At 37.6% G+C, this 21609-nt stretch carries 21 protein-coding genes and 1 riboswitch; of the genes, 16 read left to right on the forward strand and 5 right to left on the reverse strand.

What is annotated here, in order from left to right; all coding sequences use genetic code 11:
• Nucleotide 1: 1 nt before the first annotated feature.
• Nucleotides 2-856: a glycine betaine ABC transporter substrate-binding protein gene (locus JO178_RS07715; protein WP_291933854.1), complete on the forward strand. Its 855-nt coding sequence runs from the start codon at nt 2-4 to the stop codon at nt 854-856.
• A gap of 69 nt (nt 857-925) precedes the next feature.
• Here JO178_RS07715 and JO178_RS07720 read toward each other — a convergent pair whose 3' ends face one another.
• Complete coding sequence (locus JO178_RS07720) at nt 926-1315, reverse strand: helix-turn-helix domain-containing protein (RefSeq protein ID WP_291933856.1); 390 nt, start codon at nt 1313-1315, stop codon at nt 926-928.
• 91 nt (nt 1316-1406) lie between these two features.
• Between JO178_RS07720 and JO178_RS07725 the strand changes: the two genes are divergently transcribed.
• Together JO178_RS07725 and JO178_RS07730 are read left to right on the forward strand one after the other, a co-directional pair.
• Nucleotides 1407-2399 (forward strand): NADP-dependent oxidoreductase, encoded by a 993-nt coding sequence (locus JO178_RS07725; protein WP_291933859.1) that lies wholly within the window; start codon nt 1407-1409, stop codon nt 2397-2399.
• A gap of 4 nt (nt 2400-2403) precedes the next feature.
• Entirely contained in the window at nt 2404-2874 is a 471-nt protein-coding gene (locus JO178_RS07730) for a cupin domain-containing protein (RefSeq protein WP_291933862.1), read from the forward strand.
• A 531-nt stretch (nt 2875-3405) separates the two neighbouring features.
• On the opposite strand, the gene JO178_RS07735 is transcribed toward JO178_RS07730, so the two are convergent.
• Nucleotides 3406-3813 carry a thioredoxin fold domain-containing protein gene (locus tag JO178_RS07735; RefSeq protein ID WP_291933864.1) on the reverse strand — a complete coding sequence of 136 codons (408 nt, stop codon included), beginning with the start codon at nt 3811-3813 and terminating at the stop codon, nt 3406-3408.
• Nucleotides 3814-3863: 50 nt separating this feature from the next.
• Entirely contained in the window at nt 3864-5933 is a 2070-nt protein-coding gene (locus JO178_RS07740; protein WP_291933867.1) for a TonB-dependent receptor, read from the reverse strand.
• Between the two features lie 134 nt (nt 5934-6067).
• Here JO178_RS07740 and JO178_RS07745 point away from each other — a divergent pair, with 134 nt between their 5' ends.
• The 9 genes from JO178_RS07745 (at nt 6068) to JO178_RS07785 (ending at nt 15658) form a co-directional block, all read left to right on the forward strand.
• On the forward strand, nt 6068-7219 hold the full coding sequence (locus JO178_RS07745) for a homogentisate 1,2-dioxygenase (protein WP_291933870.1): 1152 nt from the start codon (nt 6068-6070) through the stop codon (nt 7217-7219).
• Between the two features lie 182 nt (nt 7220-7401).
• Entirely contained in the window at nt 7402-8913 is a 1512-nt protein-coding gene (locus JO178_RS07750) for a succinate CoA transferase (RefSeq protein ID WP_291933872.1), read from the forward strand.
• Nucleotides 8914-9113: 200 nt separating this feature from the next.
• Nucleotides 9114-10388: an acetyl-CoA hydrolase/transferase C-terminal domain-containing protein gene (locus JO178_RS07755; protein WP_291933875.1), complete on the forward strand. Its 1275-nt coding sequence runs from the start codon at nt 9114-9116 to the stop codon at nt 10386-10388.
• A 139-nt stretch (nt 10389-10527) separates the two neighbouring features.
• Nucleotides 10528-11319, forward strand: a complete 792-nt coding sequence (locus JO178_RS07760; RefSeq protein ID WP_291933878.1) for a hypothetical protein — start codon at nt 10528-10530, stop codon at nt 11317-11319.
• 236 nt (nt 11320-11555) lie between these two features.
• Nucleotides 11556-12686, forward strand: a complete 1131-nt coding sequence (gene hppD, locus JO178_RS07765) for a 4-hydroxyphenylpyruvate dioxygenase (RefSeq protein ID WP_291933881.1) — start codon at nt 11556-11558, stop codon at nt 12684-12686.
• A gap of 69 nt (nt 12687-12755) precedes the next feature.
• Nucleotides 12756-13220: a hypothetical protein gene (locus JO178_RS07770; protein ID WP_291933884.1), complete on the forward strand. Its 465-nt coding sequence runs from the start codon at nt 12756-12758 to the stop codon at nt 13218-13220.
• A 57-nt stretch (nt 13221-13277) separates the two neighbouring features.
• Nucleotides 13278-14525, forward strand: coding sequence for a fumarylacetoacetase (gene fahA, locus JO178_RS07775; RefSeq protein WP_291933887.1), 1248 nt, complete (start codon nt 13278-13280; stop codon nt 14523-14525).
• 97 nt (nt 14526-14622) lie between these two features.
• A complete protein-coding gene (locus tag JO178_RS07780; protein ID WP_291934600.1) occupies nt 14623-14676 on the forward strand; it encodes a hypothetical protein in 54 nt (17 codons plus the stop codon).
• A 157-nt stretch (nt 14677-14833) separates the two neighbouring features.
• Nucleotides 14834-15658: a flavin reductase family protein gene (locus JO178_RS07785; protein WP_291933889.1), complete on the forward strand. Its 825-nt coding sequence runs from the start codon at nt 14834-14836 to the stop codon at nt 15656-15658.
• A 60-nt stretch (nt 15659-15718) separates the two neighbouring features.
• Here JO178_RS07785 and JO178_RS07790 read toward each other — a convergent pair whose 3' ends face one another.
• Together JO178_RS07790 and JO178_RS07795 are read right to left on the reverse strand one after the other, a co-directional pair.
• Nucleotides 15719-16237 carry a hypothetical protein gene (locus tag JO178_RS07790; RefSeq protein ID WP_291933892.1) on the reverse strand — a complete coding sequence of 173 codons (519 nt, stop codon included), beginning with the start codon at nt 16235-16237 and terminating at the stop codon, nt 15719-15721.
• Between the two features lie 70 nt (nt 16238-16307).
• On the reverse strand, nt 16308-17147 hold the full coding sequence (locus tag JO178_RS07795; protein ID WP_291933894.1) for an alpha/beta hydrolase: 840 nt from the start codon (nt 17145-17147) through the stop codon (nt 16308-16310).
• A 71-nt stretch (nt 17148-17218) separates the two neighbouring features.
• Between JO178_RS07795 and JO178_RS07800 the strand changes: the two genes are divergently transcribed.
• The 4 genes from JO178_RS07800 (at nt 17219) to JO178_RS07815 (ending at nt 21446) form a co-directional block, all read left to right on the forward strand.
• Nucleotides 17219-17992, forward strand: a complete 774-nt coding sequence (locus JO178_RS07800; RefSeq protein WP_291933896.1) for a HipA family kinase — start codon at nt 17219-17221, stop codon at nt 17990-17992.
• Nucleotides 17979-18362 carry a DUF3037 domain-containing protein gene (locus JO178_RS07805; protein ID WP_291933898.1) on the forward strand — a complete coding sequence of 128 codons (384 nt, stop codon included), beginning with the start codon at nt 17979-17981 and terminating at the stop codon, nt 18360-18362. Before JO178_RS07800 ends, JO178_RS07805 begins: the two co-directional genes overlap by 14 nt.
• A gap of 21 nt (nt 18363-18383) precedes the next feature.
• Complete coding sequence (locus JO178_RS07810; protein ID WP_291933901.1) at nt 18384-19415, forward strand: alpha/beta hydrolase; 1032 nt, start codon at nt 18384-18386, stop codon at nt 19413-19415.
• Nucleotides 19416-19604: 189 nt separating this feature from the next.
• Entirely contained in the window at nt 19605-21446 is a 1842-nt protein-coding gene (locus JO178_RS07815; RefSeq protein WP_291933904.1) for a carbon starvation protein A, read from the forward strand.
• A gap of 63 nt (nt 21447-21509) precedes the next feature.
• Nucleotides 21510-21604, forward strand: a riboswitch (TPP riboswitch).
• The last annotated feature ends 5 nt before the right edge of the window (nt 21605-21609 follow it).

The raw sequence follows: 21609 nt of genomic DNA on the forward strand, positions 1-21609 counted from the left end.
GATGAGACAAATAAAATATCTATTTTTTCCCATTTTAATAGCAGCGTTTGCTGCATTAAACTCATGCGGAAACATAAAGAACTCTAAATATATTACCATAGGAATGGTAGATGGCTGGGCAGAAGATGTTGCCATGACTCATGTTGCCAAAGCTATTTTGGACCAGCAGGGCTATCATGTCATTATTCAAAAAGCCTCTACCGATATGATTCTGGCCTCCATGAATAATGAAGATACAGACCTTTTTATGGGAGTCTGGCTTCCTTACACTCATGCTAAGAAGCTTGCCAAATTTCCAGGATTAATGCATATTGGAACCAATTATGACAACGGTCGTATAGGATTAGTCGTTCCCGACTATGTTGCTATTCACTCTATTGAAGAGCTCAATCAGCATCAGGATCAGTTTAATCATAGAATCATTGGAATTGAAAAAGGGGCTGGATTAACTACCGGAACAGATAAAGCCATTGTAGATTACAAATTGGATTACAAGCAAATCAATTCATCCACCATTGCCATGATCACTGAATTACAGAATGCCATACAACGTAAAGAATGGATTGTAGTAACAGGATGGCAGCCTCACTGGATGTTTGGTAAAATGAAACTGAAGTTTCTTGAAGACCCCAAAAAGATTTTTGGTGAATCTGAGCAGATCAAAACATATGCAAGAAAAAGCTTTGGTAAAGATCACCCTGATTTAGCTGAATTCTTTTCCAGACTTCACTTTGATGATGAAAACATGAGTGATCTTTTAATCCAGATGGAACACAGTAAAAATAAGGAAGAAACTGCTAAAGAATGGGTGGAAGCACACAAAGAACTGGTTAATTCCTGGCTTAACAAAAAATAGTGTAATCAACTATTTATATGACTGTAAATCCTCAGCTCTTATGAGTCTGAGGATTTTTTTATTGTTCTTTTAAGATCCTGAAGTAGTCATTGACTCCTTGATCTTCTCTCTATGAAGTATTCCCCAGTTCACCAATGTCTCTGTCACCGGAAATACAGATTTTCCATATTCCGTAACAGCATAAGTGACTGTAATAGGTTTTGTATCCCGGATCGTTCTTGTAATCAGAAGATTCGTTTCGAGTTCTTTCAGTTCTTTACTGAGCATTTTAGCCGAAATTCCATCAATTCCGCGTTCCAGTTTTTTAAAATGGATCTGCTGATCCGTTCTGTTGGTCAGATAACGAAGAATCATCAATTTCCACTTTCCTCCCAGCACATCCAGACTATCACGCATTGCAAATAATTCTTCCGTACAGCTGGCTTCTCTTTCAATGCCGTTTTCAATAATTTTTGCCATAATAGTTTCATCGAGGTAACTAGTTACCCATTGTTAACTAGTAGCAAATATAAACTATTCCCGCTTTACATTTGTACATCAAATCAATCCTATGAAAGCAGTCATTTTAAATAAAAACTTTGAACTTGAGGATGGTTTTACAGACCAACCACAACCTAAACCTCATGAAGTATTAATCCGGATTAAAGCAAGCGGCTTCAACCCTATCGATTATCAGATGTTGGAAAATGAACTGGAACGAAAACTCATCAGTTCTCCCATTTTAGGGCGCGAATTATCCGGAATTGTTGTAGAAAAAGGAGCTGAAGTCACTCAGTTCAACATCGGAGCTGAAGTCTTCTGTGGCAGTGGATCTATGGGAAGCAATGGAAGCTATGCGGAATACATTTCTGTTCCGGAAGTGATCGTTGCTCATAAACCTCAAAATATTTCTTTCGAACAGGCAGCCTCCATCCCATCTGCAGGCCTTACGTCTCTGCAAATTTTTAAAAGACTAAAATTACAGCCGGAACAAACCATTCTCATTACCGGAGCAGCCGGCGGTGTAGGCTCCTTTTTAATCAAAATTTTGTTAGCTCACCACATTGAAAATTTCGTTGCGACCGTAGGAAGTGAAGAAAACAGACAGATGCTTCTCAGCCTCGGACTAAAAGCTCATCAAATCGTCAATTATAAAAAAGAAAATCTTGTACAAAATATTTTAAAGGCCAATTATCATCAACCTTATGATATCGGAATTGATCTGGTTGGAAATGTTATGGCTGAAATTACGGCAGAAGTATTGAAAATTAATGGAACCTATGTGGATGTTACAGCTCTTGTTACTAAGGAAGCTCATGAACTTCTTTTCAATAAAGGAACGGTAATCATGAATATCTCCAATTATGCCTACAGCATGGTTAAAAAGTATGATTATTACAAAAATAGTCTGGAAGAAATTTCAGAACTTATTGAAAACGGATCCATAGCACCTTCTCAACACAAAATAATCGGTAATCTTTCTTTAGAAACTGTTCTCAGAGCACATTCCATTCTTAAAAATAACCAGACCCAAGGTCATAAACTCATCATGAAAAATTCATAAGCCAATGAACAACATACCAAGACGAATCATAACAGGCATTAAAAACGGAAAATCCATTATCGTAGAAGATCAACAAGTTGAAAATGCTGTAGAACATCTCCCGGGACTTATTATCTCAGACATCTGGAATACTCAGGTAACGCCGGCAAACCTTGATTTTGAAACAAGAATTCCCAATACCGGATTTCCTCAAACACCCAAAAACGGAACCTATTTCCGATACGTAGTGATCCCTCCGGATAAAGATCTTGGTGTCGAATTCAAAGAAGGAGAACCTCATCCGATGATGCATGAAACCCCCACATTAGATTATATCATCATCCTTTCGGGTGAGCTGTATTTGATTATGGAAGAAGGTGAAACCCTGCTGAAGCCAGGAGATATTGTGATCCAGAGAGGAACCAGCCATGCATGGAGCAACAGATCTCATCAACCCTGTATCCAATTAGCTGTTTTGATTGATGCAGAAATTTAAAAATTCTCTCATACAATAGATAAAAATAAAAAACGGAAATCACATTTTTGTTGTGGGACATCGCAAAGGCGCAAAGGTCTTAAAATAAGATATTGTTTTTAAGGCGCAAGAAAATCGAATATTTTCGGCAGTCAACTCTGTTATTATTTCGCCACGAATGCACGAATAATGCATATACAGCTCAAAGTCTATATGATATGCAGTTTATTTTTTGAACTACTCAGACCCATAGATTTTACTTGTGAAATTATGGAAGTATCATTTTATTCGGGTATTCGTGGCATTAAAATTAGCAGCATCCAAAATGCACGAATAATGCATATACAGCTCAAAGTCTGTATGATATGCAGTTTATTTTTTGAACTACTCAGACCTATAGATTTTACTTGTGAAATTATGGAAGTATCATTTTATTCGGATATTCGTGGCATTAAAATTAGCAGTATCCAATCGCATCACAAATAAAATCCTTGTGTCTTACATACAACACATTAAAATAGAAAAATTTGCGTCTTAGCGTTTCCCAACCTATTACAAAGCCGAAATCTCCTTCAGTTTCTGTTTCATTTTTTCAGGAGTGAGCAACCCCTCCTGGTAATACACCAAATTCTGATTCTTATCCAGAAAAATCCACAACGGATAAACCGGCTGTTCCTTATTCTTGGATAGCGCCAAAGCCAGCGCATGAATTCCGGAATTCCCATTGGATAAATAGCTAAACTCCTGACCTTGAAAGTTAATTTTTTCTCTCGTTTTTTCAGCCTCAAAATTAATCAGGTAAAAATGATCATTCATCATTTCTACCAAGTCTTTATCCTTATTCAAACGGAAAGATTCTATTTTGCAGACTGTACACCAATCCGTATACAAATGAATAACAACAGGCTTTGGAGTTTCTTTTTGCTGACGCTCAAGTTCAGAAAAAGTGCCTGTCTTCATCTGAGACAGATAAAAACAGGGCACTAACATTAAAAATAAAGCTATTTTTTTCATCGTAAAGTATACTTCACTCCCAAGAACCCTCTGATACGCTGCATGGGGGCATAGCCATACGCCGTATCGAAAGTATAATGATTGGGGTTGTTGATAGGATCATCTACGTGTTTGTCAAATGGATCAAACGGTCTCATCAGGGGATCTTTAGGAGTAAAGTTGAATAAATTTTTCACCCCGCAATACACTTCAAATCCGGATGTAAAACTCTTTGAAACCTGAATATTAGCCAGAGAATAAAATGGAGAATACTCCGGTCTGAAGTCATTTGGTAAAACAGGCAGCCTCATAGGACCATAAAATTGTCCTGTAAAGTCTACTGTAAGATTGCTCGGGAATTTATAAGTCAGACTATAGGTACCACTCCACTTTGGGGCATGAAGTTGTTGTGTCTTTTGATTTTCATCATCATATTTCTGGTAAACGTCAAGATAAGTTACTCCTAAATTAACGCTTAACGGGAATGCAAAACTGAAATCCACATTTAATGACGCTCCTCGGGAAACTCCATATCCGTGCAGATTATCATAGATGATTTTATTCGGATCAGAATCAAAATCACCCACGATTTTATTACTGAAATAAGTATAAAATGCAGAGGCATCAAGGTTTATCATCCGTGTTCCCACAGGAATTTTCCAGATATAATTCAGGTTCCCGTTTACGGATCTCTCCGGCTGAAGATCTGATTTTACCACTACTTCTCTGGAACCAGTTAATGCCGCATGATCCTCTGTAAACAGGTTGACCACTCTGAATCCTGTCCCAAAATTAAATCTTAAAGTATGGTATGGATTCGGTGAGAATTTCCATGCAAATCTTGGAGAATGTACAGAATGATGTACTTTATCATAGTCATAACGATAGCCTAATAAGATGGTATTCTTATCATTAATCTCCCATTGATCCTGGATAAATGCCCCCCAGATCGGAGACTTCATCGGCGCATTGGTTATTCCGTCTGATGCCAGAGTTCCCGGGGTATTATCATCGTAAAAAGTTCTTTTGAAAGTAAGTCCGGCAGTAATATCATGTTTTCCGAAGCTTCTGTCCCAATAGGTCTGCACAAAAGCAACCTTTTGAAGGGCATTAAACGGATTGGCTCCGTAAAATGAATTCTGGTCATGATAATTATAAGAAAACTGGGTCACAATATGTTCCTTCATCGGCCATTCATACAATCCAAAAACTTCGGCTCTGTTCGTATAAATACTTTCACCATATACCTCATCACTTCCGCGGAAAGATTTATTCCACTGCATTTCGCCTCCAAAGCGATCCTCATATAAATATCTCAGCGCAAAACTGGCCTGTCTGTTTTCTTTTCTTTTAAAATTCCATTTATTAAAAACTGAAATTCTGCTTTGCAAAGTAGTATCTGTGAAATTATCTTTGTTTTGATCTATTCTTTCCTGAAAACTAAAATAATTTAAACTTAATAATGAAGCGGCCTTCTTCCCTATATTAAACTTTGTGGAAAGATCAAGATTATTCTCAGCCCAAGAACTCGTCATCATATCGACGCTGAGTTTAGGAGCCGTCAACGCATTTTTGGTGATGATATTAATAACTCCTCCCATCGCTTCAGAACCATAAATAGAAGAAGCCGGACCTTTCACCACCTCTATTCTATCCACTAAACTGTTAGGAATTCCACTTAATCCGTACACGGTGGAAAGAGAACTTACAATGGGCATTCCGTCTATAAGAATCATCGTATAAGGTCCTTCTAAACCATTGATATGAATATCTCCCGTGTTGCACACAGAACAGTTTAGCTGAGGTTTTACTCCATTCACCATACTGATGGCTTCAAAAATACTTGGAGTGGGATTTTTTTGAAAAAATTTCTGACTGTAGATCTCAACAGCCACAGGGCTTTTTGACCTGCTCATCGGTTTTATGGTTCCGGTAACCACTACATCATCAATATTACTTGTCCTGAATTCTTTTTTAGAAACCTTTACAGAATCAGTATTTTTAAGTTGATTGGTACTTAAACTGTCTATCTCTTGGGCAAAACAATACGAAGATAAAAAAGTAATAGAAAATAATATTCGCTTCATGAAATTAAAATTGTTAGACAAAACTAACAATTATTTTTCAAACATAAAACTTAATGACAGATATCATCAAAAATATTTGATTCAATCAATTCATGAAAAATGATTAAATTTGAGAAACTACATATGAAAGTAAAATGAGATATCATCTATCGGGAAACATCCCACAAAAAAGACATACAGTCTTTAAATCTCCGGAAGATAAATTTTACTATGAACAGCTTTTCGGAACCGAAGGCTTTCACGGTATCTCTTCTCTGTTATACCATATTCACCGTCCTACGCAGATCAAATCAATCGGAGAGCCGAAAGACGTGACTCCGAAAATCGCTGTGGATAAAAATATTACCCCAAGAATGTTCAAAGGAATGAATGTAACTCCTGAGGACGATTTTATGGATAGCCGTAAGATTCTTTTGATGAACAATGATCTGAAAATGGGATTGGCCAAACCAAGAAAATCGATGGATTATTTCTACAAAAATGCAGAATGCGACGAACTCTTATTCGTGCATGAAGGAACCGGGATTTTAAAAACATTTGTGGGCGATCTTGAATTTGGTGTCGGTGATTATCTTATTATTCCAAGAGGAACGATTTATCAGGTAGAATTACAATCTGAAAATACAGTATTCTTCGTATTGGAAAGTCACTCTCCTATTTATACTCCGAAACGGTACAGAAATGAATTCGGGCAATTACTGGAGCATTCTCCATTCTGCGAAAGAGATATTATTGCGCCTGTCTTCAAAGAACCTAAGGATGAAAAAGGAGAATTCCTGATTAAAGTAAAAAAAGAAAACCAGATTACAGACTTCATCTATGCGACACACCCATTTGATGTGGTAGGCTGGGACGGATATTTTTATCCTTATAAATTTAATATTAAAAACTTTGAACCGATTACCGGAAGAATTCATCAACCACCACCGGTCCACCAGAATTTTGAAGCGCATAACTTTGTAGTATGTTCATTCTGTGCAAGAATGTATGACTATCATCCACAGGCAATTCCTGCACCTTACAATCACTCTAATATTGACTCTGATGAGGTATTATTCTACACAGAAGGTGACTTCATGAGTCGTAATCATATCGATTTAATGGATTTCACTCTTCATCCGGGAGGAATTGTTCACGGACCCCATCCAGGTGCAATGGAAAGAAGTATCGGAAAAAAATTCACTGAAGAATATGCGGTAATGGTAGATCCGTTCCGACCGTTAAAAATTACGGAAGAAGCTTTAAAAGTGGAAGATCCGTCTTACAAAACTTCATGGTTAGAATAAAACAGCAGAAGACCTTTCTCATCATAGAGAAAAACTATTACTGATTACATACAAAAGACGCCTCAAATCCTTTATTTGAAGCGTCTTTTTTCGTAAATTTGTAAGGTATGGTTCACATATGACCATCATTATTTTTCATAACGCATCCTAAGTAATGGTGGTTTAATAAAAATCAATATTACATGTTAGAAAGAATCAGATTAGAAAATCTACACGAAAAGGTAACTACAGCAGAAAATGCTGTGAAAATCATTAAAGACGGCATGACCATCGGGTCTAGCGGCTTTACAAAAGCGGGTGACAGCAAAGCTATTTTACCTGCATTGGCAGAAAGAGGAAAAACAGAAGATCTTAAAGTTACTTTAATGACCGGTGCTTCATTGGGCCATGGTACCGACGGGAAACTGGCAGAAGCTAATGTTTTAAAGAAAAGAATGCCGTTTCAGGTAGATCCTATTTTAAGGAACAAAATCAATAAAGGTGAAATTCTATTCATCGATCAGCATTTAAGTGAAAGTGCAGAACTTCTTCATACCAAAAATCTTCAAGGCATTGACGTAGCTATTATTGAAGCGGCTTACATTGAAAGAGACGGAAGTATTGTACCTACTACTTCTGTAGGAAATTCAGTGACCTTTGCCGCTTTGGCCAAAAAAGTGATTATTGAAATCAATACCGAAGTTCCGGAAGAAGTCTATGGTATTCACGATATTTATCAGGCAGAAGATTATCCTTACAGAAATGTTATTCCCATTGTAGCTCCGTGGAATAAAATCGGAAGAAAAAGCATTCCTGTTGATCCTAATAAAATTGAAGCGATTGTTTTCACCAATCTTAAAGACAGCCCTGCGGATATTGCAGAACCGGATGAAAAAACAACGGCCATCGCAAAACATCTCCTTGGATTCTTTGAAAACGAAGTACACTTAGGCCGACTTACAGACCGATTACTTCCGCTTCAGGCAGGAATCGGAAAAGTAGCCAATGCCGTACTTACAGGGTTTAAGGATAGTAATTTCTATGACTTAACCATGTTTTCTGAAGTTCTTCAGGATAGTACGTTTGATCTGATAGATTCCGGCAAGCTAAGTTTTGCCTCTGCCTCTTCCATTACTGTTTCCAAAGAATGCTATGAGAGAGTATTAGGAAATCTTTCAAAATATAAAGACAAGTTTGTTCTAAGACCTCAGAATATTTCCAATACACCGGGACTGATCAGAAGATTAGGAGTTATAGCCATCAATACAGCTATTGAGTTCGACATCTATGGGAATGTAAACTCTACCCACATCGGCGGAACAAAAATCATGAACGGAATCGGAGGTTCCGGAGACTTTGCCAGAAATGCTTACCTAAGTATTTTTGTAACTCAGGCGGCTTCCAAAGAAAATAAAATCTCCCATGTTCTTCCAATGGTTTCTCATACAGACCATACAGAGCATGATGTAGACATTTTGGTGACGGATGTCGGATTAGCGGATTTAAGAGGATTAGCTCCTAGAGAAAGAGCCCAGAAAATCATTGATAATTGTGTACATCCGGACTATAGAGCAGAACTTCAGTCTTATTTCGACAGAGCCTGTGAACGTGGTGGGCATACTCCTCACCTGTTGGAAGAAGCTTTCAGCTGGCATTTACGTTTTTCTGAAACGGGAAGTATGAAACAGAAAGTAGCTTCCGAAGTTTCAAATTAAACACTTACAGCTCAATTCAGCCATATAAAAGGATCAAATGCATAACATTTGATCCTTTATTTTTTACTAAATTTATATAATTCATATGATAAATATCCTTTAAGAACCTTTAAAATGTCTGAAATAAATAAAGATATAAAGGTTATCTTTGAAAGAGGTTAGGCAAATTAGTCAGGAATTTTATAATAAAAAGATAAAATATGAATAATTACATCAGCGCAGAAGAAGCGATATATACAGTAAAAAGTGGTAACCGTGTATTTTTCCACGGCAGTGCCTGTACTCCCAATTACCTGATCGATGAACTGGCAAGACAGGCTCACAGACTGGATAATGTAGAAATGGTTTCTATTACCCAACAGGGAAATATAGAAATCGCCAAACCGGAGTACAAAGACAAATTCTTTATCAATTCATTATTTGTATCTACACCGGTACGTGATGCTGTAAATTCAGACAGAGGCGACTTTGTCCCTGTCTTTTTAAGTGAAATTCCTATTTTATTCAGAAAGAATATCCTTCCGCTAGATGTAGCTTTGGTTACCGTTTCTCCACCAGACAGGCATGGCTTTTGTACACTGGGAACTTCCGTTGATATTGCAAGAGCAGCCGTAGATACGGCAAAAATCATCGTTGCAGTCGTTAATCCAAGAATGCCAAGAACGCACGGAGACGGAATGATTCACATCAGCAGAATCCATAAGCTGGTTTGGCATGAAGAAGAACTTCATACTGTGGATTACAGTTCAAAAGTAGGTCCTGTTGAAATGGAAGTAGGAAAAAATGTAGCAGAACTTATTGAAGACCGTTCTACCCTGCAAATGGGTATCGGAACGATTCCTGATGCTGTTTTACAATGTCTGCATAATCATAAAGATCTTGGTATCCATACTGAAATGCTGAGTGATGGCGTTATAGATCTTATCCGGAATGATGTCATCAATAACAAATACAAAGGTTACAACGATAATAAAACTATTACCAGCTTCTGCTTCGGAACCAGAAAACTCTATGATTATGTGGATGACAATACGGTTTTTGCTTTCAGAGATGTAAGTGACGTCAATTTCCCGATCAATATCATGAAAAACAAAAAGATGGTTGCCATTAATTCAGCCATTGAAATTGACCTTACGGGGCAGGTCTGTGCAGATTCTATCGGAACCCTTCAATACAGTGGTATCGGAGGGCAAATGGACTTTATGAGAGGAGCTGCCTTAGGAGAAGACGGTAAACCGATCATTGCTATTACTTCAAGAACTAAAAAAGGAATCTCAAGGATCGTTCCTTATCTTAAACAGGGAGCCGGAGTCGTTACAACAAGAGGACATATCCACTATGTAGTTACAGAATACGGAACCGCCTATCTGTATGGTAAAAACCTCCGCCAGAGGGCACAGGAGCTCATCAGTATTGCCCATCCCGATGACAGAGAAATGCTGGAAAGAGCTGCTTTTGAAAGATTTAAACACTAATAATCAAAAAAATAAGCTTCTCCGGTATTAATTTTTATTTAGAATCTAAAAGCATATTTTTAATTCTTATAAATAATTCATAAAAACCCTTTAACATTTTGGCAGTATTTTTGATCAAACTCTTTCAAAAACATGGAAATTGAAGACTATATATAATTCGATACGAGAAGAAGTTGCAAAGCATTCGAAGGTAAGGAATTCTGTTTTGGGGAATGTGAATGAATGGAAGAGAAGCCATTATATTATTCTTTCCGAAATTATTAAAGAAGAATTATCAGAAGCAGAAGAACTTAAGGGAGGAAAAAAATTTGAGATAGGAAATACTATTTCACATGTTACCCTACAACGTTTTTTTGAAAATGATTATCAGGATAAAACCCACAGCGATCTGAGATTCTTAAAGACTCTTGATAAAATCTGTATTTTTCTGGGATATAAAGATCTTAATGATTACATCCTTACTGTAAGGCTTAAAAAAGAAGATGATCACGAAGCGGACGCCCACTCATTTCTGACTCAGATGGTATACGAGTACTGTGCGACTGCCTTTGAATTCTGCAAACAGTTTCCGGAACATAATACCGGGCTTTTTAAAGATCTGGTGTTTGAGGATTCTCCGTTTTTAGAAAGAGTTTCGCAGTTCAGTAAAGAGCTTTGTGACAAAGATTTTCATCTTGTCACTAAAAATAACCGGTCCAACTACGAAGTTTTTGACCTGCGTATTGTCACAGATGAGCCGGAGAAAAAGATCCTGGAATCTCAGGAATTCTGGAATCTTCTTTTCAAAGTAGGAGAAACTGGGGAGGAACATTTTGTTAATCAGCTCAGCACCCAGATTTATTTCATCCGGAAGATTGATAATGTCTGGAAAATATGGGACAACTATAATCCTGATGCCGGAAGCTTAAACAGAAAGATAGAAACAATCTGAAATAAGAAAGCCGCAGAGATTCTCTGCGGCTTTCATGTTCGAAATATTTTTTTTCACTTGTCTTTTGTAGTACAAATGTAGGAGGTCATTTTTAAACTTAAGAAACTTAAATATACTTAAGTGAACACTTCTTTAACTTTATGTTAAATAAACTTCATGATTTCCTTTGAATATTTTCGCTATATCCAAGATTTTTGTAATTTGCATACCAATAAAATAAAAGTAAAAGAGAAAATATGTCAACACTTACATTTGCCGAAAAAATTGCTCAAGCAGAGAATTTTTTACCGATCAACGGTACAGATTATATTGAGTTTTATGTAGGAAATGCAAAACAGGCTGCCCATTATTACAAAACCGCTTTTGGTTTTCAGTCTGTAGCTTATGCCGGTCCTGAAACGGGAGTGAGAGACCGTGCATCTTATGTACTTCAACAGGGAAAAATCAGACTGGTACTTACAACAGGTCTTACATCTGAATCTCCGATCAGTGAACATGTAAAGAAACACGGTGACGGAGTAAAAATTTTGGCACTTTGGGTAGATGATGCTTATGCTGCTTTCGAGGAAACGACCAAAAGAGGAGGAAAACCTTATTTAGAGCCGGTTACCCTGACTGATGAGCATGGTGAAGTAAGAATGTCCGGAATTTATACCTACGGAGAAACGGTTCACATGTTTATAGAAAGAAAAAATTATAACGGAGCTTTCATGCCCGGATATGAAAAATGGGAAAGTAACTACAACCCTGAAGATGCAGGTTTACTGTATGTAGACCATTGTGTAGGAAACGTAGACTGGAACAGAATGATTCCTACTGTAGAATGGTATGAAAAAGTAATGGGATTTGTGAACATCCTTTCTTTTGATGATAAACAGATCAATACAGAATATTCCGCGTTGATGTCCAAAGTAATGTCAAACGGAAACGGATATGCAAAATTCCCGATCAACGAGCCTGCAGAAGGTAAAAAGAAATCTCAGGTGGAAGAATATCTTGATTTCTATGAAGGTGAAGGAGTACAGCATATTGCGGTAGCTACAAAAGATATCATCCACACTGTGAGCGAATTAAAAAAACGTGGTGTAGAATTCCTTTCTGCTCCGCCGGAAGCATATTATGACATGGTTCCTGAAAGAGTAGGACATATTGATGAAGATCTTAAGAAACTTCAGGACTTAGGCATCCTTATTGATCATGATGAAGAAGGCTATCTGTTGCAGATCTTTACCAAACCTGTAGAAGACCGCCCTACCCTGTTCTTCGAAATCATTGAAAGACACGGAGCCCAGAGTTTCGGAGCCGGAAATTTCAAAGCTTTATTCGAGGCATTGGAAAGAGAACAGGAGAGAAGAGGAAATCTTTAAATTTACAATACCTATTAAGTTTTGTCAAGATGAAAAGTCTTGACAAAACTTTTTTATAAAACACAGCATATGAGAAAATTTTTAATTGGAGTTTTATTCTTCGGAACATTAGGTGTAAAGGCACAATATGGAAGCCTGGATGCAATTCTTAAAAAACTTGAAGAAAGACAGGGGATCAACCAGTATCTTGAAAACGTCAACATCGACAATAAGAAGTTCGTTTTTATCAAAGATGAAGCAGATCACACCGAAAGAGATTTTATTATTCTCAAAGGAAATAATGCTACCTATGTAGAAATTTTTGATGATAAAGCTACCGGAGAAAGCAGTTCCAATGTTTTTACCGGAGATATTATCAGAAAGAAAAACATTATTTCTTTAAGAGCAGATATGCTTGAAAATAAAAAAGTTCCGCTTCCGGTCACCAAAACTCTCCTATTAACCAGACAGGATAATATTCTGTATCTCATCGATGTCAATACCAAAGACAGATGGATTGATGAAGAATCTTATTCGAAAAAGGCAAAAAAATAAATATCCCGGAGGAAAGTTTCTCAGGGTGATATTTTAATCTAACTTAAATTTAAACTTATGAAATCATTTGTAGACTATTCCTCAAACTCGGATTTTTCTATACACAATATCCCTTTTGGAGTCGCAGTTTTTAATAAAGAATACATCGGGTGCTGTACCAGGATCGGAGATCAGATAATTGATCTGGCAACTTTGTACGATCTTGGTTATTTCGATGATATTCAGGGACTGGACGATAATGTTTTTGAAGCTTATACCATCAATGAATTTATTGAACTGGGTAAACCGGTAACCAATGCTGTTCGTACAAAGATCCAGACTTTATTACAGGAAGGATCTGCGCTTTCAAAGGATCAGAAAACCATTGAAGAAGCATTCTATGATCTGGATAAGGTTAAAATGATGATGCCTGTACATATTCCCAATTATACGGATTTTTACAGCAGTATTGAACATGCTACCAATGTAGGTAAAATGTTCCGTGACCCTGCAAATGCATTATTACCCAACTGGAAACATTTACCGGTAGGGTATCACGGAAGAGCTTCGTCTATTGTAGTTTCAGGAACAGAAATCAATCGTCCGAAAGGCCAGATGAAACCTGCGGATGCAGACAAGCCTGTTTTCGGTCCTTGTAAACAACTGGATTTTGAACTGGAAATGGCTTTCATCATCAACAAAAATACTGAGATGGGCGAAAGCATTTCTACAAAAGAAGCGGAAGACGCTATTTTCGGAATGGTAGTTTTCAACGACTGGTCTGCAAGAGATATTCAGTCCTGGGAATATGTTCCACTGGGACCTTTCCTTGCTAAAAATTTCGGTTCATCCATTTCTCCATGGGTTGTTACCCTTGAAGCACTGGAACCATTCAGAACAGCTTCTCCTGTACAGGATCCTGAGGTTTTAGATTACCTGAAATTTGAAGGAGATAAAAATTATGATATCAATCTGGAAGTCTATATCCAGCCTGAAAACGGTGACCAAAACCTTATCTGCGAAAGCAATTACAAACACATGTACTGGAATATGACCCAGCAGCTGGCTCATCATACCGTAAACGGATGTAATGTTGAGGTAGGCGATATCTACGCCAGCGGTACCATTTCAGGAAGTGATCCGAAGTCTTTCGGTTCTATGCTTGAACTGACCTGGAGAGGACAAAATCCTTTATCTTTAAGCAACGGAGAAGAAAGAAAATTCATTGAAGATCATGATACGGTTACCATGAAAGCTTGGGCTGAAAAAAAAGGCGTGAGAGTAGGTTTCGGTGAAGTTTCAGGTAAAATTATCCCAACCCTTTAATTCATTTAACCGCAAAAGTCACAACCGGATTTATAGTTACACAGTCCTATTTAACTGATCTACCCTAATAAACGGCGCCTGCATAGAAGTTCACAAGATTCTAGGCGCCGGTTTATTGGAAAGCGTATATCATAATAGAAAGGCATCTTAGTCAATTTTAATGTAAAAAATCTTTATTATGATGATAAACAGGAAACTTGTGTCAATAAATAGTACGACATGCTTTTTTGATCTTTAAAGATAAAAGCTATTCACTTAAAAAATTTTGTGACTTTTGTGGTTTTATCATTTTTATAGTTAACTAAAATATGAAAGCAGTAATCCCCTCTGAATTAACCTCCGTACAGCTTCAGACCATTATGCAGACAGCCGTTTCACCGCGTCCTATTGCATTGGCTTCTACGGTAGACAAAGACGGTAATAATAATTTATCTCCATTCAGTTTTTTTAATATGTTCAGCACTGTTCCTCCGATTTTGATTTTTTCACCATCAAGAAGGGTACGTGACAACACAACCAAGCATACATTAGAAAATGTACTGGAAGTACCGGAAGTAGTTATAGGAACAGTAAATTTCCCTATTGTACAGCAAATTTCTCTGGCTTCTACAGAATATGAAAACGGAGTGAATGAGTTTATCAAGTCCGGACTTACCATGAAAGAGGCTGATCTGGTAAAACCTAAGCTGATTGAAGAATGCCCTGTCAACTTTGAATGCAGGGTTTTAGAAGTAAAATCTTTAGGAGATCAGGGAGGAGCCGGTAATCTGGTAATCTGTGAAGTTCAGAAAATTCATATCAGAGAAGAATACCTGAATGAAGCAGGAAATCTTGATCAGAAAAAACTGGATATGGTAGCCCGTCTAGGCAGCAACTGGTATTCCAGAAGCAATGAAAACAGCCTTTTTGAAGTTCCAAAACCATTAGTAACCAAAGGAATCGGGTTTGACTTATTACCTGATTCCGTAAAATACAGTAAGATCTTTACAGGAAATGACCTGGGAATGCTTGCCAATATAGAAGTATTGCCTGCCGGAGATTTTTACTCCGATGAGCATATTCATCTGGACGTTCAGAAATTACTGCTGGAAAACAGAATTGAAGAAGCCTGGACATTACTCAGCATACAATAACAAAAACAGCCTGAAAATTTCAGGCTGTTTTTATTTATCTGTACTAATACTGCTTATCTTTTACTTAGATTTTAAATGATCAGGCACTGTAATTTTTCCTTTTTCAGCAAAATCAGCCACCTTCCCGTTTTTATCAATAGCCACATTCAGATTATCATTTTTAGCATCATAATACATCGTAGTGGAATATCCCGGACAATCGTGCTGCTTGCACCCGTTCAGTTTATAGATACCGTTTTCCGATACAATCGGGCTTTCCACATTGAAACTTTTTATCATTTCGTCATATTGGGTGCCTGTTAGTTTTTTTAGCCTGTCTGTTAGATTTTTATCTTCAAATAATTTGATATCGTGTGGATATTTACCGGTGCTTTTTGTAATAAGATCAATTCCGGCAGACGTTGTAGAGGCAGCAGCTGACACCGAATCTTTCTTAGGTCCAGCCACTGAATCCACAGGAACCGTAGCAGCCAGAGAATCCGTACCGGTAGAAGGTATTTCAGTTTTGGCTTCCTTTTTACAAGAAACGGCAGTGGCCAGCAATGATAGCGCAAATGCGCCTGCAATAAGTTTTTTCATAATTAATTTTATATGGTGGTTAAATATTTTATAACGTCATTTTTGAAAAATTATTTCCGAAGTGTTCTGCTTATATTTTTTCACGGATGAATTCAATGCATTTTTCAGTCACGGTATTCAGATCCTCGGGCAGTTTATTTTCTGTCCATGGTTCTTTTGCACCAAAAGTATGGCCGGCATTTTCGATAAGTAATAATTGCGAATTGGGATGTAAAATATGAAGATGTTCCGCCTGTTTTGCTTCTACCGCTTCATCTTCTGTTCCATGAATAATCAGCATATGGGCTTTTGCCATTTCTGTTGCCCGCTCTACATCAAAACGGTGGATATCTTTTTCATAGTCTTCATAAAACTGATAATAATGAGGCATTTCCTGTTTCGTCCGTCCGTTCAGAGCATAATAAACGCCTTCTTTCTGCCATTTTTCAAAAGCTTCACCTTTGGGAAAACGATCTAGCGAATCTACACTTGCCAGAGTAATCAGCCCGTTGATCCTTTCATCTTCAGAGGTTTTGACAATAGAAATTCCTCCTCCCCTGCTGTGTCCTATTAAAACAATTTTCTGATCATCTGCATGAGGATCATTTGTAAAATGGTCAATCACTACTCCAAGATCTGATAATTCTTTAGAATAATTATTATGGCCAAAAGCTTCCAGATCGGTAAAATGTTCAGGATCTTCTATGGTTGTTCCGTTATGGGAGAAATTAAATTTCACAAAGAAAAATCCGGCTTTCGCAAACTTTTCAGCCATGAGTTCCCACGCTCCCCAGTCTTTATAACCTTTATATCCATGAACAAAGATCACCAACGGCAGCTTTTGTCCGGATTCTTCATAGTAAGCATCCGCCAGAAAACTTCTCGTTTCGGGGTTATTCAGACGTCTATTCTTTTTAATAATCAGTTCCATAAAACAAATGCATTGAATTGAAATCGAAATTTATGAAAAAAACTATGAAAAAATAACCTTATTTTTGCTTCATGCAGAATTTAAGAACCGTAACGGTAATGCGTTACATTCTGCCATTGAGAGAGGGAGGTTCTCTTCCTGCTCTGGCAGAAGCTGATGATGATTTTAAATATGTCTTAAAATTCCGTGGTGCAGGTCATGGAGTGAAGATGCTAATCTCGGAATTTATTGGTGGAAAGATTACAGAAGCTTTAGGATTAAAGATTCCTGAACTTGTATTCATTAATCTTGATGCAGATTTTGGCAGAACAGAAGCTGATGAAGAGATTCAGGATTTATTAAAATCTTCTGAGGGATTAAATTTAGGATTACATTATTTGTCCGGTTCTATCACTTATGATCCAAGTGTAAAAGTTGACCCGCTTCTAGCATCAAAGATAGTATGGCTGGATGCTTTTATCACCAACATTGACCGTACGTTTAAGAATACAAATATGCTGATGTGGCATAAAGAGCTTTGGATCATTGATAATGGTGCTTCATTCTATTTTCATCACTCCTGGCAAAATTTTGATGCGGCAGCAAAAACACCGTTCAAATATGTGAAAGATCATGTGCTGCTTCCTAAAGCCCATAAGCTGGATGAAGCAGATAAATTTGCCCATGAAATACTGAATGAAAGTCTTTTCAGAGATATCGTCAATGCTATTCCTGAAGACTGGTTACATTGGAATGATGCGGATGAAACACCTGAGGAGATCCGTGAAATTTACTTTCAGTTCATGAAGACCCGATTCCAAAATTCTCAAATCTTTTTAAACGAAGCTAAAAATGCAAGAGGATAAAATATATGAATACGCGGTAATACGCTTGGTACCAAAGGTTGAGAGAGAGGAATTTTTCAATGTGGGATTGGTTATGTTTTCTAAAAAGGAAAAATTCATTAAGATAGAATTCTATTTGTGTCCCGATAAATTCAAACTGATGCACAGCAAACTAGATTATGATGATGTCATTCAAAATCTGGAAAGCTTCCAAAAAATAGCCAATGGAGATAAAGATGGCGGTCCTATTGCGCTGCTTGAAATTCCTGAGCGTTTCCGCTGGCTTACTGCTGTAAGAAGCGCTGTTGTACAGACCTCCAGACCTCATCCTGGAAAATCTAAGGATCTAAATACCACTTTTGGTAAACTTTTTGAGGAGTTAGTAAAGTAAGATTCCCTCAAAAAAAATAATATGAAATCATTGCTACACATATCCATTAACAGGTTTTTCACAAGCCTGTTTTTTGTTTTATTTTTAAGTGCTTCCAACTTAGTTTTTTCACAAAACTTTTCACAGGTTCCTAATCCTGCCCCACGCGTAAAAAGCACGCTACTTCCTGAAATAACCGCGGTTTCTGAAAATCTGGTGTATAAAACCGATAAAAAAGGTAAACCTCTGATGCTGGATCTTTATACCCCTAAAAGCACAACTGCTGAAAAATTCCCGGTTTTAATCTACGTTCACGGAGGCGGGTGGATTGAAGGCAGTAAAACCATTTTTGCCGACGATTATGTTGAAAATACTATAAAAAAACTGACAGCAAAACAATATGCCGTCATCAGTATCAATTATACACTCCTCAACGACAGTACTCATTTTCCTCTGCCTTTGGAAGACACCAAGGATGTGGTAAGGTGGGTGAGAAAAAATGCCGATCAGTATCATTTTGATACCAGTAACATCGGGTTATTCGGAGCCTCTGCGGGAGCACATCTTTCTTTATTGGCAGCCTACACTCCGGATGACAGTTTTAAGGGCAGCCCTGAACTTTCCGCCTATTCGGCTAAAGTAAATTATGTCATAGACCATTATGGACCTGCTGACCTGAACCAGCTTTTCCATACCAGACTGGGAACCATCCCTGTTGCCATGGTAAGAATGATTTCAAAAAAAATCGTCAGTTTACAACAGAATCTCGTCAGGGGACTTTCCGGATTTGACCTCAAAAAGAATCAGGAATACGCTATAGAGTATTTAAAAACCATATCTCCTGTAAGCTATACTTCCACTGCTGTTCCTACTTTAATTGTACAGGGTGATAAAGATAAAATCGTTCCGCTGAACCAATCTAAAAAGCTTCGCAGAAAACTGAACAGAGCAAAAGTTCAGAATTCACTGATTATTATCGAAGACGGAGTCCATGGCTTCGGAACAACAGATAAAGACAGGCTTGATAAAATGACTGATCAGATGGTGGATTTTATCATCTCCCAGAAAAAATAGAAAACTATACCTTATAAAAAATAATACCCTATATTACAATATATTAAAATACAAAAAATATCAAATTTGCTAGATTGATATACATATCAATGCTTTTTAATAACAAAATATCTAACTTGGCTTTTAATTAAATTTATCGCACAAAAAAAGCTTAAAGTTTAATTATTCGATTAAAAAAAAGCAAGATCTATGGATTTCATGAACAACCTCAACGCCCTTACCCTGATATTTGTTTCAGTACTTATTTTTGCGATCGCTTACCGAATTTATGGTATTTTCATGGCTGATAAAGTACTTCGGCTGAATAATCAAAATACAACTCCCGCAGTGGAATTTGCAGATGGTAAAGACTATGTGGCGACGAACAAAAATGTACTCTTCGGACATCATTTTGCTGCAATAGCTGCAGCAGGACCTCTAGTAGGCCCTGTCCTGGCCGCACAGTTTGGTTATCTCCCCGGAGCATTATGGATCCTGATTGGCTGTGTCTTGGGCGGCGGAGTGCATGATATGGTAGTTTTATTTGCTTCCGTTAGACATAAAGGACAAAGTTTAGCTACAATTGCTTCCAAAGAAATTGGTAAAACTACCGGAACAGTGGCTGGTTTTGCCATCTTATTTATATTAATTCTTACATTGGCGGGGCTGTCACTTGCCTGCATTAATGCAATGCACGAAGCCTCATGGTCCCTATTTACGGTAATTATCACAATGCCTATTGCCATCATCATGGGGTTGATTATGCGTTATAAAAAGAATTCTGTTCTTTTTGCCAGTATCCTTGGCGGAATTCTATTAATTGCAGGAATTATTGGCGGGCATGGACTTATGCAAAATCCCACCATGAATAATTTATTTTCGTGGGATATTAAAACCATATCCATTGCCATACCGTTATATGGATTTCTCGCTTCGGTACTACCGGTATGGCTGCTTTTGGTTCCTAGAGATTATCTGTCTACCTATTTAAAAATCGGTACAATCATTATGCTGGCAGTAGGAGTAATTGTTATTCATCCTACGATACAGATGCCCGCTCTTACAGCATTTGTTAACGGTGGTGGTCCTGTTATCGGAGGTCCTGTTCTTCCTTTTATTTTTATTGTGATTGCCTGTGGTGCAATTTCGGGTTTTCATGCAGTCATTGCTACCGGAACCACACCTAAAATGCTTAATAAAGAAAGAGAAATTCTTTTTGTAGGATATGGCGCTATGCTGGTGGAGGGGTTTGTCGCTCTGATGGCATTGATTGCTGCCTGTACCTTAATGCCCGGAGATTATTTTGCCATTAATACCCCTAAAGAATCTTACGATGCTTTTCTGGCTGCTCATCCGGCTTTACACGGAGTAGATATCGATTATTACTCTCAGAAAATAGGAATAGATCTTCACGGAAGAACCGGTGGCGCCGTTTCACTGGCAGTGGGCATGGCTCATATTTTCAACAAAATTCCTTATATGGATCAGCTGACCGCGTATTGGTACAACTTTGCCATTATGTTTGAAGCAGTCTTTATTCTGACAGCTATTGATGCCGGTACAAGAGTAGGACGTTTCTTTTTACAGGAAATGCTGGGATCCGTTGTTCCGAAATTTAATGATAAAAACTGGATTCCCGGAATTATCATCAGCAGTCTTCTTTTCACCTTTGCATGGGGATATCTGGTCTTTACCGGAAATGTAAGCAGTATCTGGCCGTTATTTGGAATCAGTAATCAACTGTTAGCTGCATGCGGACTGATCGTCTGTACAACAATGCTTATCAGAATGAACAGAGGAAAATATGCTTTATGCTCTGCCATTCCCGGAGTTTTCATGGCTATCATTACCTTTTGGGCAGGCTACATTCAGGTTGTATCGATCTATATCCCAAAAGAGCAGTATCTGCTGGCTGCTTTAGCTGTCACTGCAATGGTACTAATGCTTATTGTCTTTATAGGTGCTTTCAGAAAATGGTATGAGCTTTTAAAAATCAATACAATGGAGACTGATTTTTATGGAGAACAGGTGAAAGAACTGGTAGAAAGATAGGCAACATTAAAGAGAATCATTAAGATGATTTCTTGGCCTGCTCTTATAATTTTTATACATTTGTTTATGCTTTAGGGGTATTCTGTAAAAAGAATTGAGAAAGTCCCTTTGAACCTGATACGGCTTACACCGACGTAGGGAAAAGCAAAACTACATCATACAC

This window comes from Chryseobacterium sp. (assembly GCF_019236175.1).
Classification (GTDB): Bacteria; Bacteroidota; Bacteroidia; order Flavobacteriales; family Weeksellaceae; genus Chryseobacterium.

Bases quoted from the DNA above. Each gene is read 5' to 3' on its own strand.
- JO178_RS07715 (WP_291933854.1), top strand. From the start codon at position 2: ATGAGACAAATAAAATATCTATTTTTTCCCATTTTAATAGCAGCGTTT.
- JO178_RS07720 (WP_291933856.1), bottom strand. From the start codon at position 1,315: ATGGCAAAAATTATTGAAAACGGCATTGAAAGAGAAGCCAGCTGTACG.
- JO178_RS07725 (WP_291933859.1), top strand. From the start codon at position 1,407: ATGAAAGCAGTCATTTTAAATAAAAACTTTGAACTTGAGGATGGTTTT.
- JO178_RS07730 (WP_291933862.1), top strand. From the start codon at position 2,404: ATGAACAACATACCAAGACGAATCATAACAGGCATTAAAAACGGAAAA.
- JO178_RS07735 (WP_291933864.1), bottom strand. From the start codon at position 3,813: ATGAAGACAGGCACTTTTTCTGAACTTGAGCGTCAGCAAAAAGAAACT.
- JO178_RS07740 (WP_291933867.1), bottom strand. From the start codon at position 5,933: ATGAAGCGAATATTATTTTCTATTACTTTTTTATCTTCGTATTGTTTT.
- JO178_RS07745 (WP_291933870.1), top strand. From the start codon at position 6,068: ATGAGATATCATCTATCGGGAAACATCCCACAAAAAAGACATACAGTC.
- JO178_RS07750 (WP_291933872.1), top strand. From the start codon at position 7,402: ATGTTAGAAAGAATCAGATTAGAAAATCTACACGAAAAGGTAACTACA.
- JO178_RS07755 (WP_291933875.1), top strand. From the start codon at position 9,114: ATGAATAATTACATCAGCGCAGAAGAAGCGATATATACAGTAAAAAGT.
- hppD (WP_291933881.1), top strand. From the start codon at position 11,556: ATGTCAACACTTACATTTGCCGAAAAAATTGCTCAAGCAGAGAATTTT.
- JO178_RS07770 (WP_291933884.1), top strand. From the start codon at position 12,756: ATGAGAAAATTTTTAATTGGAGTTTTATTCTTCGGAACATTAGGTGTA.
- fahA (WP_291933887.1), top strand. From the start codon at position 13,278: ATGAAATCATTTGTAGACTATTCCTCAAACTCGGATTTTTCTATACAC.
- JO178_RS07785 (WP_291933889.1), top strand. From the start codon at position 14,834: ATGAAAGCAGTAATCCCCTCTGAATTAACCTCCGTACAGCTTCAGACC.
- JO178_RS07790 (WP_291933892.1), bottom strand. From the start codon at position 16,237: ATGAAAAAACTTATTGCAGGCGCATTTGCGCTATCATTGCTGGCCACT.
- JO178_RS07795 (WP_291933894.1), bottom strand. From the start codon at position 17,147: ATGGAACTGATTATTAAAAAGAATAGACGTCTGAATAACCCCGAAACG.
- JO178_RS07800 (WP_291933896.1), top strand. From the start codon at position 17,219: ATGCAGAATTTAAGAACCGTAACGGTAATGCGTTACATTCTGCCATTG.
- JO178_RS07805 (WP_291933898.1), top strand. From the start codon at position 17,979: ATGCAAGAGGATAAAATATATGAATACGCGGTAATACGCTTGGTACCA.
- JO178_RS07810 (WP_291933901.1), top strand. From the start codon at position 18,384: ATGAAATCATTGCTACACATATCCATTAACAGGTTTTTCACAAGCCTG.
- JO178_RS07815 (WP_291933904.1), top strand. From the start codon at position 19,605: ATGGATTTCATGAACAACCTCAACGCCCTTACCCTGATATTTGTTTCA.